Source organism: Streptomyces sp. NPDC052910 (assembly GCF_055585605.1).
Window position 1 is genome coordinate 1140939 of record NZ_JBVJJR010000003.1, and the last position, 14065, is coordinate 1155003.

Genomic DNA, 14065 nt, shown 5'->3' on the forward strand with positions numbered 1-14065 from the left:
CTCGGGCCCGCCCACCAGGGCAGACCCCGCCTCCCCATCATGCGCCGCCCCTGTTAAACCCCGGGCAAAGCCCGCCCGGACGGGACCGCACACGACGGAACACGACCGAAGACGAACGGGCGGTTCCCACCGGAGTGTTCTCCGGGGGAACCGCCCGTTCGCCAAGGGCCGGACAAGTTCAGCGGCACCGACCCGCCATGCTCGCCTCGCGGCAAGTGGTCGCTCGAAGCGACTAAGGTTGGGCCCGGGGGCTTGGATCGAGCCGGTGCCGTATTCAGGCTAACAAACGCCTCCCGGAAGTCATTCCCGGTACCGGGAGTTCCGCCGGAACCGTCCGGACGGCCCAGGGGCCCCCGGCCCGGAAGGCGCCCGTCCGCTCAGTCCCGCAGCAGGTCCGGCACCCCGTCCGCGTCCGGCTCGTCGCGCGCCCCCGCCAGCACCGTCAGCCGCTGCGTCGCCCGGGTCAGTGCCACGTACAGCACGCGCAGCCCGGCCGGGGACTCGTCGGCGATCTCGGCGGGCGTGACGACGACCGTCGCGTCGTACTCCAGGCCCTTCGCCTCCAGGCTGCCCAGCGCGACGACGCGGTCGCCCAGCCCGGCCAGCCACCGCCGGGCCTCGGCCCGCCGGCCCATGGGCACGACGACGCCGACCGTGCCGTCGACCTCGGCCAGCAGCCGCTCCGCCTCCGCGCGGACGGACGCGGCGAGGTCGGGGCCGGCGACCGCGAAGCGCGGCTCGACGCCCGTCGAGCGGACGGCGGACGGGGACTCCATCCCCGGCATGGCCAGCGCCAGCACCTTCGCCGCCAGGTCGGCGATCTCGGCCGGGTTGCGGTAGTTCACGGTGAGCCGGAAGCGACGGCGGGGACGGCTGCCCAGCGCCTCGTCACGGGCCACCGCGGCCTCGTCCGGGTCGGACCAGGAGGACTGGGCCGCGTCGCCGACGACCGTCCAGGTGGCATGGCGGCCCCGGCGGCCGACCATGCGCCACTGCATCGGCGTCAGGTCCTGCGCCTCGTCCACGATGACGTGCGCGTAGTCGCGACGTTCCAGCGCCAGCCGCTCGGCCCGCTCCCGGCGGGTCTCCATGCGCTCGGGCATCAGCTCCTCCAGGCCGGTGAGCTGGTCGAGCGGGTCCTGCTCGCGGGGCTTGCGGGGCCGGGCCGGAGCGCCGAGCAGCGTCTCCAGCTCGTCCAGCAGCGCCACGTCGTGCACCGACAGCGGGCCCTTGCCGTCCGCGTCCAGCCGCGCCAGCGAGCGGGCGAGCTGCCGCACCTCGCGCGGGTTGAGCACCCGGCGGGCCCAGCGCGAGAGCCGCCGCTCGTCGGCCAGCAGCGCCAGGACCTGACGCGGCGCCAGCTCCGGCCACCAGGCGGCCAGGAAGGCCAGGAAGTCGTCCTCGGTGGTGATGTCCTCGTCGAACGCCGCACGGGCCTCCGCGGCCATCTCCGGGTCCGTGTAGCGCTTGGGGCCGCCCGCGCGGGACCACAGGGCATCCAGGATCAGCCGGCGCGCGCGGGGCCGCAGCAGGTTGACGGGGGCCGTGCCGCCGAGCGCGGACTGCCGGATGCGGTCGAGGTCCTCGGCGCCCAGCTCGACGCGGGCGCCGAAGGCGACGACGCGCAGCCGGTCCGGGACGGCGCCCTGCCGGGGCACCTCCAGGGCGCCGCGCGCGGCCTTGCGGAGCACCTTGAGCATGCGCGAGGAGCCCTTGATCCGGGCGACGGCCGGCTCGTCGTAGGTGTCCGCCTCGGCGCCGTCCACCAGCGAGCCCAGCGCGCGGATGGCGACCTGCCCCTCCTCGCCCAGCGACGGCAGCACACCCTCGGTGTAGGCGACGAGCAGCGGCGTCGGCGAGACGATCAGGATGCCGCCCGCGTAGCGTCTGCGGTCCTGGTAGAGCAGGTAGGCGGCACGGTGCAGGGCCACCGCGGTCTTGCCGGTGCCCGGGCCGCCCTCGACCTCGGTCACCGAGGCGGCGGGGGCGCGGATCACCAGGTCCTGCTCGGCCTGGATCGAAGAAACGATGTCCCTCATGGTGTGGCTGCGGGCCTGGCCGAGCGCGGCCATCAGGGCGCCGTCGCCGACCACCGGCAGCGCGGCGCCGTCCAGGGTCGCCCGCAGCTCCGGGCGGAGCAGGTCGTCCTCGACGCCGAGCACCCGGCGGCCCTTGGAGCGGATCACCCGGCGGCGCACCACGCGGCCCGGGGCCACCGGCGTCGACCGGTAGAAGGGCGCGGCGGCGGGCGCCCGCCAGTCGATGACGAGCGGCGAGTAGTCGGCGTCCAGCACGCCGATGCGGCCGATGTGCAGCGTCTCGGCGATCTCGGCCAGGTCGTCGCGGACGGCGTCGTCGGCCGGCTCGACGGACGTGTACGCGCCGTCGGGCCCCTTCTTGCCGTCCTTGCCGCGCAGCAGGTCGATGCGGCCGAAGAGGAAGTCCTCGAACTCGCTGTTCAGCCGGTTGAGGTGGACCCCCGCGCGGAACACCTGGGCGTCCCGTTCGGCGAGCGCCCCCGGCGTCCCCACCTGGCCGCGCTTGGCGGCGTCGTCCATGAGGAACTCGGCCTCGTGGATCTTCTCCTCGAGGCGCCGGTACACCCGGTTCAGATGGTGCTGCTCGGCACCGATCTCACGGTCACGGATCCCGTCCGGATGCGTGGTCCCCCCACCGTTCCCGGTGTTCTGCGGATCCGTCGCCACCTGCGCGCGTGTGGCGTTCTGCGCGGCCACCCAGGCCCCCTTCTGTGTGCGTAGGGCAGCCTTCAACCGTACGCGAACAGGGGTACCTAGCGCACCTGTCAGGACATGAGAGGTTTGGCACGGTCGGTCATGGCTTGGCGGGGTGCGGCAGGGGCCGAACCTCCGCGCCGGCCGGGGCGGTTGCGGCTGTCCCGCCGGTCCTGCGGACCCCTCCGCCCCTTCCTCTCTCTTCCGTCTCTTCCGTCTCTTCCTTGCCACCGCCGTTCATCGCCCTGCGGCGGTGGCGGGCCACCCGCTCCCGGTTGCCGCACACCTCACTGGAGCACCAGCGCCGCCGCCGGCCCCGCGAGGTGTCCAGGTAGAGCAGGGTGCAGCTCTCGCCCTCGCACTGGCGCAGCAGCCCGCGGGCGGCCGGGTCGGTGAGCAGCTCGACCGCGTCCCGGGCCACCAGCGACACCAGCGCCGCGCAGTCCGGCGGCCCGGCGACGGCGCGGACCAGGCACCCGTCGGCGCCCCGGACGGCCCGCGGGGCGGGCGGGGGCTCGGCGGCGAGGGCGTTGACCCGCGCGAGGTCCGCCTCGGCGGCGCGCCCGGGCCCGTCCGCGGCCTCCGCGCGCACGACGCGGTGCACCAGGTGGCGCAGGGCGTGGAAGTGCCCGAGCCAGTCGGCGTCGACCGCCTCGAGCGGTGTGCCGGGCGGTACCACGCGGGCGCCCACCAGCCAGTCGCGCAGCCGCTCCGGGGAGCCGAGCCGCTCCCCCGGCCCCTCGCCGGGGCGCACCGTCCCGGTGGCCACCAGGTCCAGGCAGAGCCGCCCGGAGTCGAACCGCAGGTCGTGGGAGGCCGCCGCCATCTGCGTGTCACCTTTTCCCTGGGGGAGCCCTGTGCGGAGACGCACCGCGCGGAGATGCGCCACCCCTCAGGGTGCCCGGCCGGACGCCCGGCCGGAACCCCCACGGACGGCGGACACCGTGCCGGGGGCGCGCCGTCTCCCGCCCCCGGCGTCAGCCGCGCAGAAAGCCGTCGCCGTGGACGGCGATGTGGGCCTCCAGGGCGTTGAGGGCGTCCTGGGTGGCCTGCCCGCTGCCCTTGCCGCGCTGTTCGGCGTGGTAGGCGGCGCCGAGCCGCTTCAGCAGCTCGTTGCCCGCCCGCTGCGCCTGCACCTCGTCGACCTTCTGCTTGCCCTGCTGCAACGCCTGCTGGGCCTGTTCCTTGGCCCGGTCGAGGAATCCCGCCATTGTCGGCCTCCGTGGCACGAGTGGAGCACATGGTGGAGCACGCTTCGGTCCGGCGGCTCCGGCCGGACGGTACGGCTCCCGGACCGGATCACCGGATCAATTGTCGGCCGCCGCACCACCGGGCGGCAACCGCCACCGATCATCCGCCGGAGCGCGCCGGCGGCGACGCGCCGCCGGGCTTCGCCGCGAGCACGCGCGCGGGACGACGCGCGGGCCCGTCAGCCGGCCGACCGGGCCCGGCGCCGTCGGACGAGCACGGCGCCCAGCACCGCCGCGCCGGCCACGCCCCCGCCGGCCCCCGCGAGGGCCGCCACCGGGACGCCGGACCCGCCGGCCCGGCCGGGATCCGCGGCCCGGCCGACGCCGCCGCTCCCGCCGTCCGGGCCGTTCCCGGCACCGGCGGCGGTCCGGACGGCCGTGTCCGGCCGGCCGGCGGTGCCGGTGTCCCGCCCGCCGCCGGGACGGGCGTCGCCGGCCTGCCGGCCGCCCTCGGCGCCCCGGCCGCCGCCGGTGACCAGCAGGTGCCCGGTCCTGCGCACCCGCCCGTGGTGGCTGACCACCGTGACCGGGTACGCGCCCGGGCCCAGCGCCCGGCGGATGCGCGCCGGGCCGTAGTAGCGCGGGTCGTCGCCGTCGCCCGCCTTGCTGTCGTCGCGCCGGAGCCGCACCGGCCTCTCGAAGGCGGGCGAGGTCGCCGTCAGCAGGCCGTCCTCGCCGGGGTCGGGCGACGCGTCCCGCCACAGCACGTTGACCGTGCCTCCGGCGTCCACCCGATGCCCCTCCGCCCGGGCCCGTTCGGGGCCGGCGGGGGCGGTGAAGAAGGCGGGCCCGCGCGTCCGGCCCAGGTAGTCGCCGTCACCCGGGCGGGCGGCGCGCACCACGAGCCGCGCGTCGCGCAGCGCACGCCCCCGCGGGCCGGTGAGCGTCACCTTGTACGTGCCGTCCTTGGCGCCGAGCGGGAGCGTCACCGTGGCGCCGAACATCCGGGGGTTGTTCCAGTGGCTGCCCGCAGGGTCGTGGACCAGCGGCACGGGCGCCGGGAAGACCGGCGAGCGGACCGTGAAGGACGTGCCCCGCTCCCCCGGGTAGAGGTCGTCGTACCAGAGGCCGACCCGCTCCCCCGGCCGCACCGGCCCTCCCCCGTCCGTCACGGTGAACACGGGCGGCTTCGGCGACCGCACCCGCACCAGCTCCTCGGCCACCGTCCGGCCGCCGACCCGGACGGTCAGCGGGTACGCGCCGGGGCGGGCCGACGGTGCGACGGCGGGCCGCGCGTGGTGCCCGCGCCCGGCGTCCGGCGCCCGTACGCCGTACGGCGCGAGGCGCACCGGCCCGCGGAAGGCCGGCGAGTGGGCGGTGACGGCGGCGCCCGCCCGGACGCCCCGCACGTCGATGTCGACCAGCTCCCCGGGCCGGTTCTCGAACGCCCCGTTGACGACGACGTGGACGGGCCCGTCGGCGGCCGACGCTCCGGCACCGCCCACGAGCAGCACCGCACCCGCGCCGGCCGCGACCGTGGCGGCCGCTCGGACGATCCTCTTCATGGCGCCACCCCCCTTTGTCTCTGGAAGAGGGCCTCCGGGGCCCTCCGGTTGCGCTGCTTCCCGCCATGGAACCACTCGGGCACGGCATCGGGCACGACAAAGGCCCCACCGCGCGGGGGCGGTGGGGCCTCGGCCTCACATGGGATGAGTGGAGATGGCGGGAATCGAACCCGCGTCCAACGGTGCGGAAACAGGGCTTCTCCGAGCGCAGTCCGCTGCGATTTTCTCGGCCCCGGAGATCACACGGACAAGTCTCCGACGGGCCCAGCCACTGTTTGGTTTCCCACCAGGCCCCGTGGCCGGGCCTGGTGGTTTAGTTCCCTAGCTGATGCCAGGATCCGGGTCGGGAACAGCCCCGGGCTGACACTTCGCGAGTCGCTACTTAGGCAGCGAGGGCGAAGGAATCGCGCTTGGTGTTGGCGATTATTGGTTGCGACATATGGTTTACGAGATCATTGCCGCTTCCTCGGCTCGCTTCCCCTGCTTCGACATCCGCTGTCGAAACCGATCATCCCCATGTTGTTTTTTCAACGTGCAACCCGCGGTGGGGTGTGCGCTGCCCATCGTACGTGACCGACGCGGAGCGGTGCCAGCGTATTCCCGGGAGGTCCCCCCGGGGAGCTACCGGGGCGCCTGCGCGCGCTGCCGCCGGCGGGCGGCGGAGATGGCGCGGTCCGCCTCGCGGCGGTCCGTCTTCTCCCGCAGCGTCTGCCGCTTGTCGTACTCCTTCTTGCCCTTGGCCAGCGCGATCTCGACCTTGGCGCGGCCCGACGTGAAGTACAGCGACAGGGGCACGATCGTGTGACCGGTCTCGTCGGCCTTCGAGGACAGCTTGTCGATCTCCTCGCGGTGCAGCAGCAGCTTGCGCTTGCGGCGCGCGGTGTGGTTCGTCCACGTCCCCTGGGCGTACTCGGGGATGTGCACGTTGTGCAGCCACGCCTCGCCGCCGTCGATCTGCACGAAGCCGTCCACCAGCGAGGACCGGCCCTGCCGCAGCGACTTGACCTCGGTGCCGGTCAGCACCAGGCCGCACTCGTACGTCGTGATGATGTGGTAGTCGTGCCGCGCCTTCTTGTTCTGCGCGACGAGCTTGCGCCCGGGTTCCTTGGGCTGCTTCTGCTGCTTTCCCATAGTGCGGTCATTCTCGCACTAGGCCCCCGGGCCGAGGCCACCCAATACCGCGCGGGCCCGGGGCTCCGCGTCCCCGTGGACGACCAGGTCCGGGGTGATGCCGCGGCCGTCGACGGCCCGCCCCGACGGGGTGCGCCAGTGGCCGACGGTCTGCTCGGCGACCGAGCCGTCCGGGAGCGGCCGGGGCATCTGGACCGAGCCCTTGCCGAACGTCCGGGAGCCGACGACGACCGCCCGCCCCCGGTCCTGGAGGGCACCGGCCAGCAGCTCCCCGGCGCTCATGGTGCCCCCGTCGACGAGGACGACGAGCGGGCGTCTCGTGTCACCGCCCCGGCGGGCCTCCAGGGCCCGCTGCCGGCCGTGCACGTCGTACGTGGCGACGAGCCCCCCGTCGAGGAAGGCGGAGGCACTGGTGACGGCCTCGGTGACCAGCCCGCCGGAGTTGCCGCGCAGGTCGAGCAGGACGCCCTCGCGCGGAGCGGCGCCGCGTACGGCGGCCCGTACCTGCCGGCCGGTGCCGTGGGTGAACGACTCCACCTTGATCCGGGTCCCGGCGGCGGGCCCGTCCCGGAAGCGCTCCGCGACGACGCTCCGGGTGCGCAGCCGCTCGCGGCGCAGGGTGCGTTCCCACTCCCGGCCGCCGTCCCGCGCCAGGCCCAGGGTGACGGGCGTCCCGCTGCCGGACGGGCCGCCGCGCAGCCGGGCGACGACCTCGGTGACCGGGCGCCCGGTCACCTCCGTGCCGTCCACCGACCGCAGTCGGTCGCCGGGGGCGATCCCGGCCCGGGCGGCGGGGCCGCCGCGCTCGACCCCGTCGACCTCCATCCGGCCGTCGGCGGCCCGGCGCACGGAGAGCCCGACGCCGACGTACTCGCCGCGCAGGGCGCGCTGGAAGCCCTCGTACTCGGTGGCGCTGTAGACCCCGCCCCAGCGGTCCGCGGAGCGCCCGGTGTTCCCGGGCCCGCGGGGGGCGCGGACGGGCGGCGGGCCGGCCTTCGCGTGCGGTGCCGAGGCGGACGGATGCGGGGCGCGGGCCGCCGCGGGCAGCGGGCCGCCGCGGGCGTCCGCGCCCCAGGAGCCGGTGGCCGCCCCGGTCGCCAGCGCCCCGGCGAAGACCAGCGTCAGGACCGCGCCACGCCGGTGACGGCGGTGCGGTACGAACATCGTCGGGCCGGACATGCGCGAGAGTCTAGGACACCACCGGGCGCCGTACGGGGAGTTGACCACCTCCTGGGCCGCACGGGACCCGGCTCACCGGCCCCTCAGGTCACACCTTGAGGTACTTCCACAGCGCCGCGAACGCGGCCAGCGCCGGCATCAGCAGGCCGGTCGCCAGGATGAGCGGCAGCTTGGTCAGCACCGCGCCCCAGCCGATGAACCGGATGACGTCGATGTGGGTCGCGAGCAGGTCGTTGACCAGGAACTGCTGGCCGGAGACGAGCAGCACGCAGGCGAGCATGCCGCCCAGCAGCCCGGCCACGGCCGCCTCCGCGATGAACGGCACCTGGATGTAGAAGCTGGACGCCCCGACGAGCCGCATGATCCCGGTCTCCCGGCGGCGGCTGAACGCGGAGACCCGGACCGTGTTCACGATCAGCAACAGCGCCACCACGAGCATCAGGAACATCACGCCCAGGGCGCCCCAGTTCATGTACCTCAGGAGGTTGAAGAGGCTCTTGAGGGTGTCCTTCTGGTCCTCGACCGTCTGCACGCCCGGGCGCTTCTGGAAGGCACTGGAGATGACCTCGTACTTGGTGGGGTCCTTGAGCTTGACGCGGAAGGACTCCTGCATCTGGTCGGCGGTCACCACGGTGGCCAGCGGCTGGTTGCCGAACTGCTCCTTGTAGTGCTTGTACGCCTCGTCCGTCGTCTCGAACTGGATGCTCTGGACGATCGGCATCTTCTCCAGATCGGCCTTGATCTGCTTCTTCTGCTCATCGGTGACCGCACCCTTGGCGCACGACGGGAAGTTCGCCTTGTCGGTCTTGTTGCAGAGGTAGATCGAGACGTTGGCCTTGTCGTACCAGTAGCCCTTCATCGAGTTGACCTGCTCGTTCATCAGCAGCGAACCGCCGAACAGGGCGAGCGAGAGGGCGACCGACACGATCACCGCGAAGGTCATCGTGAGATTGCGGCGGAGACCGACGCCGATCTCCGACAGAACGAACTGGGCGCGCATGGCGTCCTTTCACTGCCTTTCAGTGCTGGTAGCCGTAGACGCCGCGCGACTGGTCGCGCACGAGACGGCCCTGGTCGAGCTCGATGACCCGCTTGCGCATCTGGTCCACGATCTGCTGGTCGTGGGTGGCCATGATGACGGTGGTGCCGGTCCGGTTGATCCGGTCGAGCAGCTTCATGATGCCGACCGAGGTCTGCGGGTCGAGGTTGCCCGTCGGCTCGTCGGCGATCAGCAGCATCGGCCGGTTGACGAACGCCCGGGCGATGGCCACCCGCTGCTGCTCACCGCCGGAGAGCTCGCCGGGCATCCGGCCCTCCTTGCCGCCGAGCCCGACCAGCTCCAGCACCTGCGGGACGGCCTTGCGGATCTCGCCGCGCGGCTTGCCGATGACCTCCAGCGCGAAGGCCACGTTCTGGGCGACCGTCTTGTTGGGCAGCAGCCGGAAGTCCTGGAACACCGTGCCCAACTGGCGGCGCATGTGCGGCACTTTCCAGTTGGAGAGCCGGGCGAGGTCCTTGCCCAGGACGTGCACCCGGCCGTGGCTGGCCCGCTCCTCGCGCAGCAGGAGCCTGAGGAAGGTGGACTTGCCGGAACCCGAGGAACCGACCAGGAAGACGAACTCGCCCTTCTCGATCTCGAGCGAGACGTCGCGGAGCGCCGGACGGCTCTGCTTCGGGTAGGACTTGGAGACGTTGTCGAATCGAATCACGAGTGCACCACGTGCGACCTGGAGAGCGGCACGGGAACGCCACGGCCGTGGCGCCCGTCGGTGAGCGTGACCATACGCGAACGACCCGTGTACGCGCAGTCGGCATCCTGTGTCGACGCGTCCGGGCCGGCGATCGGGGTGGGGGCCGGGGCGGAGGCAGGGGCAGGGCTGAGGCCAGATTGAGGCAGGGGCCGGGGAATAAAACGGGACAATCGACCCGGGCGGGCGTCAGCGTGGCGCCCGGAGGTACCGTTCGGGGCGGCTCCGGGACACCGGTCGCGCCGAAGGGCGGGAAAGCTGGCACAGTGGTAGGGGGAACCGCACGGCTCTCTCCCGCGTTGGACGTACCCGGAGGAGGAATTCGCATGACATGCGACCGACTGGTGTGCGCCAACTGCGCGTCCCCGGTCAGCGAGGGACGGTGCCCGGTCTGCCGGGCGAGCCGGGAGCGGCTGCAGCAGCAGGAGGGCCCCTTCGCGGGCCTGACCCCGGCCGCGCTGGTGGCGCTGCTGGTGGCGCTGATCGCGGTGGCGGTCGTCGCGCGCAGCTTCGCGGCGTGAGCGTACGGTAACGATGTTCCGGGGGTTCCCCCTTCGGCACGGACCAAGACGGACGGCGAGGCCCGGGGTGCTGTGGCACCCCGGGCCTCGTCGCGTCGTCCGCTGTGCGGAGCTGCGCGCCGGAACGTTTCGGCGCGGCGGTCAGGCGACGGTGTTGCGGTTGATCGCCCGGGGCAGCAGCCGGAAGCCGATGCCGCCCGCGATCATCGTCGCGGCACCGGCGACCAGGAAGCCGGTCTGACCGGCACCGGTCTGCGCCAGCTCCTCCTTGGGCTTGGCCTGCTGGACCGGCTGGACGGCCGTGCCGTCCGCGCCGGTGTTGCAGTTGCCGCTGCCGGTGTCGACCGGGCAGGCCTTGCCGGTGGCGCCGGGGCCGGTGCCGGTGGAGGGGGAACTGGTGGCGCCGGGGGTCGGCTCACCCGTCGAGGGAGCCGTCGGGTCCGGTCGGTCGGTCGGCTCGCCCGTGGACGGCGGCTCCGAAGGAGGCGTCGTCTCCGGGTCCGTGGGAGGCGTGGTCTCCGGGTCCGTGGGAGGCGTCGTCTTCGGATCCGTGGGAGGCGTGGTCTCCGGGTCCGTGGGAGGCGTCGTCTTCGGATCCGTGGGAGGCGTGGTCTTCGGATCCGTGGGAGGCGTCGTCTTCGGGTCCGTCGGCGGATCCGTGGGCGGATCCGTGGGCGGATCCGTGGGCGGATCCGTGGGCGGATCCGTCGGCTGCGGGATGCTGGTGGGCGGCGTCGTCTTCCCGTCCCCGGGCGGCGGCGTCTGCTTTCCGTCCGGACCATCAGGCCCGTCGGGAACCGACACGGACTTGGACTTCTTCAGGCCGCCCAGCGGAACGTCCACGCCGGCGGCCGAGGCCGCACCCGCGGCCGTCAGCGACGCACCCGCGGCGATCACCGCGCCCGCGGTGATGCGCGCCATGCGCAACCGCGTCTTGTTGGTCATATGCCTGCTACCCCCAGTAGCTGGTCTCGTCGATGGAGCAGCTATCCACGGGGCGGCGGCTCCGGGGAACCGTGCGCGACGACTCCGGCCGTACGGCCGGGTTCCACGCCCCCCGCCACACGCACCCCAGTGATACGCATGCCGCTCGCCACACTTCCGAGTTTCCAGGGCAGCGTCAAGCCGGATCCGGGCGCTATGCCCGGATCCATCGGCGTTTGTTCCTGCTTTTGTCTTACTTTTCCTGCTGCTTGCGCCAGCGGATGCCGGCCTCGAGGAAGCCGTCGATGTCCCCGTCGAGGACGGCCTGCGGGTTGCCGACCTCGAACTCGGTCCGCAAATCCTTGACCATCTGGTAGGGGTGCAGGACGTACGACCGCATCTGGTTGCCCCAGGAGCCGCCGCTGTCGCCCTTGAGGGCGTCCATCTTGGCCTGCTCCTCCTGCCGGCGCCGCTCCAGCAGCTTGGCCTGGAGGACGTTCATCGCGGTCGCCTTGTTCTGGATCTGCGAGCGCTCGTTCTGGCAGGAGACGACGATGCCGGTCGGAAGGTGGGTCAGGCGCACCGCGGAGTCGGTGGTGTTGACGCCCTGGCCGCCGGGGCCGGAGGAGCGGTAGACGTCGACGCGCAGCTCGGACTCGTCGATCTCGACGTGGTCGGTCTGCTCGACCACGGGCAGCACCTCGACGCCCGCGAAGGACGTCTGGCGGCGGCCCTGGTTGTCGAACGGCGAGATGCGGACGAGGCGGTGGGTGCCCTGCTCGACGGAGAGGGTGCCGTAGGCGTAGGGGACCTGGACGGCGAAGGTGGTCGACTTGATGCCGGCCTCTTCGGCGTACGAGGTCTCGTAGATCTCGGTCTTGTAGCCGTGGCGCTCGGCCCAGCGCAGGTACATCCGCTGGAGCCGCTCGGCGAAGTCGGAGGCGTCCACGCCGCCGGCCTCGGCACGGATGTTGACGAGCGCCTCACGGGCGTCGTACTCACCGGAGAGGAGGGTGCGGACCTCCATCTCGTCCAGCGCCTTGCGGACGGAGCCCAGCTCCGCCTCGGCCTCGGCGAGGGTGTCGGCGTCGTCCTCGGCCTCGGCGAGCTCGAAGAGCACCCCGAGGTCGTCGATGCGGCCGCGCAGCGTCTCGGCCTTGCGCAGCTCGGCCTGGAGGTGCGAGAGCTGACTGGTGATCTTCTGCGCCGCCTCCGGGTCGTCCCACAGCGACGGGGCTGCCGCCTGCTCCTCGAGCACGGCGATGTCGGCCCTCATCTTGTCGAGGTCCAGAACGGCCTCGATCGACCCCATGGTGGAGGAGAGGGACTTGAGCTCTTCGGATACGTCAACGACTGCCACGCAACCAGCCTAACCGGTACGCGGGGCGGCGGGGGACGCCGTGCGGGACCGGGGTGTCCGGGCGGGGAACCGGGGGCGGGCGGGCGGCACGGGAACGGCTGGGGGCGGACGGTGACGCTCCGGCCGGGGCCGGGCGAGCGCGCCGGAACCGGTGCCGGCGGCGCCCGCCCCAGGCCCGCTAGGGAAGCTGCCCCTGCGGTGTGTCCGTGCGGTGCACGCCCGGCTTGGCGTCACCGGAGTCGTGGTCGGCGGTGGCCAGCCAGCCGCCTACGCCGGCCGCCGCGGCCAGGGCCGCCGCGGCGGCGCCCAGCTTGATCCGGCGACGGCGCCGGGCCTCGGCCGGAGTGCGGTGCCGGGCGGAGCCGGCCCGGGGCTCGCCCGCGGCGCGGGGGGCGCGGGCCGTGCCGTGCGCACCGCCCGCCAGCTCCTCGGGGCCGGGCACGCGCATGCTCGTATGGGTGTCCCGGGTGGAGTCGAAGGCGGGGGTGGGCACGAGCGGGACCGCACCCCGGCGACGCGGCGCGGGCGCCGTGCCACCGGGCGCCCCCTGCCCGTCGTACGCCGTGCCGCGCGCCTCGGCGCCGCTCCCGTGCGCTTCCCCGGGGCCGGCGTGCTCGTCCTCGGCGCCCGGCTCGTCGATGTCCAGCGGCGGCAGCCCGGCCAGGCCGGGGAGGAGCTCCCGCAGCCGGGAGGCCAGTTCGGAGGCGCGCAGCCGGGAGGCGGGCGCCTTGGCCAGGCACTGGACGATGAGCTGCCACAGCTCGTCGGGGATGCCCGGCAGCGGCGCCACCGTCTCGGTGACGTGCCGCCGCAGGACGGCCCCGGGGTGCCCGCCGCCGAACGGCGTGAACCCGGCGAGCAGCTCGTAGAGGACGGTGGCCAGCGCGTACACGTCGACGGAGGCGCGCGGCGGCAGCCCCTCGATGATCTCCGGAGCAAGGTAGTCGGGCGTGCCGATGACGCTGCGCTGCACGGCGCCGCGCCCGCCCGCGCCGGTGCCCGGCTGCCGCTCCCGGGCCGGGCGCGGGGCGTCCACGAGGCGGGCGATGCCGAAGTCGGTCAGCAGCGCCGGGTGGGCGCCGCCGGGGCCGAGCGGGCCCTGCATGTCGAGGAGGACGTTCTCCGGTTTGACGTCGCGGTGGACGATCCCGGCCTTGTGCGCGGCGGCCAGGGCGTCGGCGACGTCCGCGACGATGGCGACGGCCGCCTCGGGGGCGAGGCGGCGTTCGTGGTCGAGCCGGGTGCGCAGGTCCGTGCCCCGGACCAGGTCCATCACCAGGGCGAGGTCGGCGCCGTCCACGACGAGGTCGCGGACGCCGACCACGTGCGGGTGGTCGAGACCGAGGAGGGCGGCGCGCTCCTGCACGAACCGGCCGACGAGCTCCTGGTCGGAGGAGAGTTCCTCACGCAGGAGCTTGATCGCGACCGGGCCCTCGGGCCCCTCGCCGAGCCACACCGTTCCGGCGCTGCCCCGGCCGAGGACCTGGTGGGCGGTGTACCGGCTGCCGATCTTCCGTGCCAAGACTTTCCCCGACTCCTCCGACATCCGACAGGCGCGTCACCGACAACCTACGCGGCCGAGGGGATGCTAGGGGCACCGGCTGGTGCCGGACCGAGCTTTTCGGGTTTTCCCCGGGCTTTCCCAGGGTTTCCCGGAGACAAGCCACCCTATGGGGGGTGGTCCGCCCCCGGCCCCGGCCGTCCTCCGGTCGCGT

Annotated in this window: 12 protein-coding genes and 1 other RNA gene; 1 reads left to right on the forward strand and 12 read right to left on the reverse strand. The window is 73.8% G+C overall.

Annotation, left to right across the window (positions count from 1 at the left end; translation table 11 throughout):
- Positions 1 to 377: 377 nt before the first annotated feature.
- The 9 genes from ACZ6X9_RS16105 to ftsE form a co-directional block, all read right to left on the reverse strand.
- Positions 378 to 2705 (reverse strand): HelD family protein, encoded by a 2328-nt coding sequence (locus tag ACZ6X9_RS16105; RefSeq protein ID WP_469778670.1) that lies wholly within the window; start codon positions 2703 to 2705, stop codon positions 378 to 380.
- Positions 2706 to 2832: 127 nt separating this feature from the next.
- Positions 2833 to 3558, reverse strand: coding sequence for a CGNR zinc finger domain-containing protein (locus tag ACZ6X9_RS16110; protein WP_469778588.1), 726 nt, complete (start codon positions 3556 to 3558; stop codon positions 2833 to 2835).
- 151 nt (positions 3559 to 3709) lie between these two features.
- Positions 3710 to 3943: a hypothetical protein gene (locus tag ACZ6X9_RS16115; protein WP_469778589.1), complete on the reverse strand. Its 234-nt coding sequence runs from the start codon at positions 3941 to 3943 to the stop codon at positions 3710 to 3712.
- A gap of 218 nt (positions 3944 to 4161) precedes the next feature.
- Entirely contained in the window at positions 4162 to 5487 is a 1326-nt protein-coding gene (locus tag ACZ6X9_RS16120; protein ID WP_469778590.1) for a hypothetical protein, read from the reverse strand.
- Between the two features lie 146 nt (positions 5488 to 5633).
- Positions 5634 to 6003, reverse strand: a transfer-messenger RNA (tmRNA) gene (gene ssrA / locus ACZ6X9_RS16125).
- A 105-nt stretch (positions 6004 to 6108) separates the two neighbouring features.
- Positions 6109 to 6618, reverse strand: coding sequence for an SsrA-binding protein SmpB (gene smpB, locus ACZ6X9_RS16130; RefSeq protein WP_469778591.1), 510 nt, complete (start codon positions 6616 to 6618; stop codon positions 6109 to 6111).
- Positions 6619 to 6636: 18 nt separating this feature from the next.
- Positions 6637 to 7797 carry a S41 family peptidase gene (locus tag ACZ6X9_RS16135; protein ID WP_469778592.1) on the reverse strand — a complete coding sequence of 387 codons (1161 nt, stop codon included), beginning with the start codon at positions 7795 to 7797 and terminating at the stop codon, positions 6637 to 6639.
- Between the two features lie 88 nt (positions 7798 to 7885).
- Positions 7886 to 8797 (reverse strand): permease-like cell division protein FtsX, encoded by a 912-nt coding sequence (ftsX, locus tag ACZ6X9_RS16140; RefSeq protein WP_469778593.1) that lies wholly within the window; start codon positions 8795 to 8797, stop codon positions 7886 to 7888.
- A gap of 19 nt (positions 8798 to 8816) precedes the next feature.
- Complete coding sequence (gene ftsE / locus ACZ6X9_RS16145; RefSeq protein WP_004951920.1) at positions 8817 to 9506, reverse strand: cell division ATP-binding protein FtsE; 690 nt, start codon at positions 9504 to 9506, stop codon at positions 8817 to 8819.
- 365 nt (positions 9507 to 9871) lie between these two features.
- Here ftsE and ACZ6X9_RS16150 point away from each other — a divergent pair, with 365 nt between their 5' ends.
- Positions 9872 to 10066, forward strand: coding sequence for a hypothetical protein (locus ACZ6X9_RS16150; RefSeq protein ID WP_469778594.1), 195 nt, complete (start codon positions 9872 to 9874; stop codon positions 10064 to 10066).
- 141 nt (positions 10067 to 10207) lie between these two features.
- Here the strand turns inward: ACZ6X9_RS16150 and ACZ6X9_RS16155 are convergent, their stop codons facing one another.
- The 3 genes from ACZ6X9_RS16155 to ACZ6X9_RS16165 form a co-directional block, all read right to left on the reverse strand.
- Positions 10208 to 11011, reverse strand: coding sequence for a hypothetical protein (locus ACZ6X9_RS16155; RefSeq protein WP_469778595.1), 804 nt, complete (start codon positions 11009 to 11011; stop codon positions 10208 to 10210).
- Positions 11012 to 11243: 232 nt separating this feature from the next.
- Entirely contained in the window at positions 11244 to 12350 is a 1107-nt protein-coding gene (gene prfB, locus ACZ6X9_RS16160; RefSeq protein WP_469778596.1) for a peptide chain release factor 2, read from the reverse strand.
- Between the two features lie 178 nt (positions 12351 to 12528).
- Complete coding sequence (locus ACZ6X9_RS16165; protein WP_469778597.1) at positions 12529 to 13872, reverse strand: serine/threonine-protein kinase; 1344 nt, start codon at positions 13870 to 13872, stop codon at positions 12529 to 12531.
- Between the last annotated feature and the right edge of the window lie 193 nt (positions 13873 to 14065).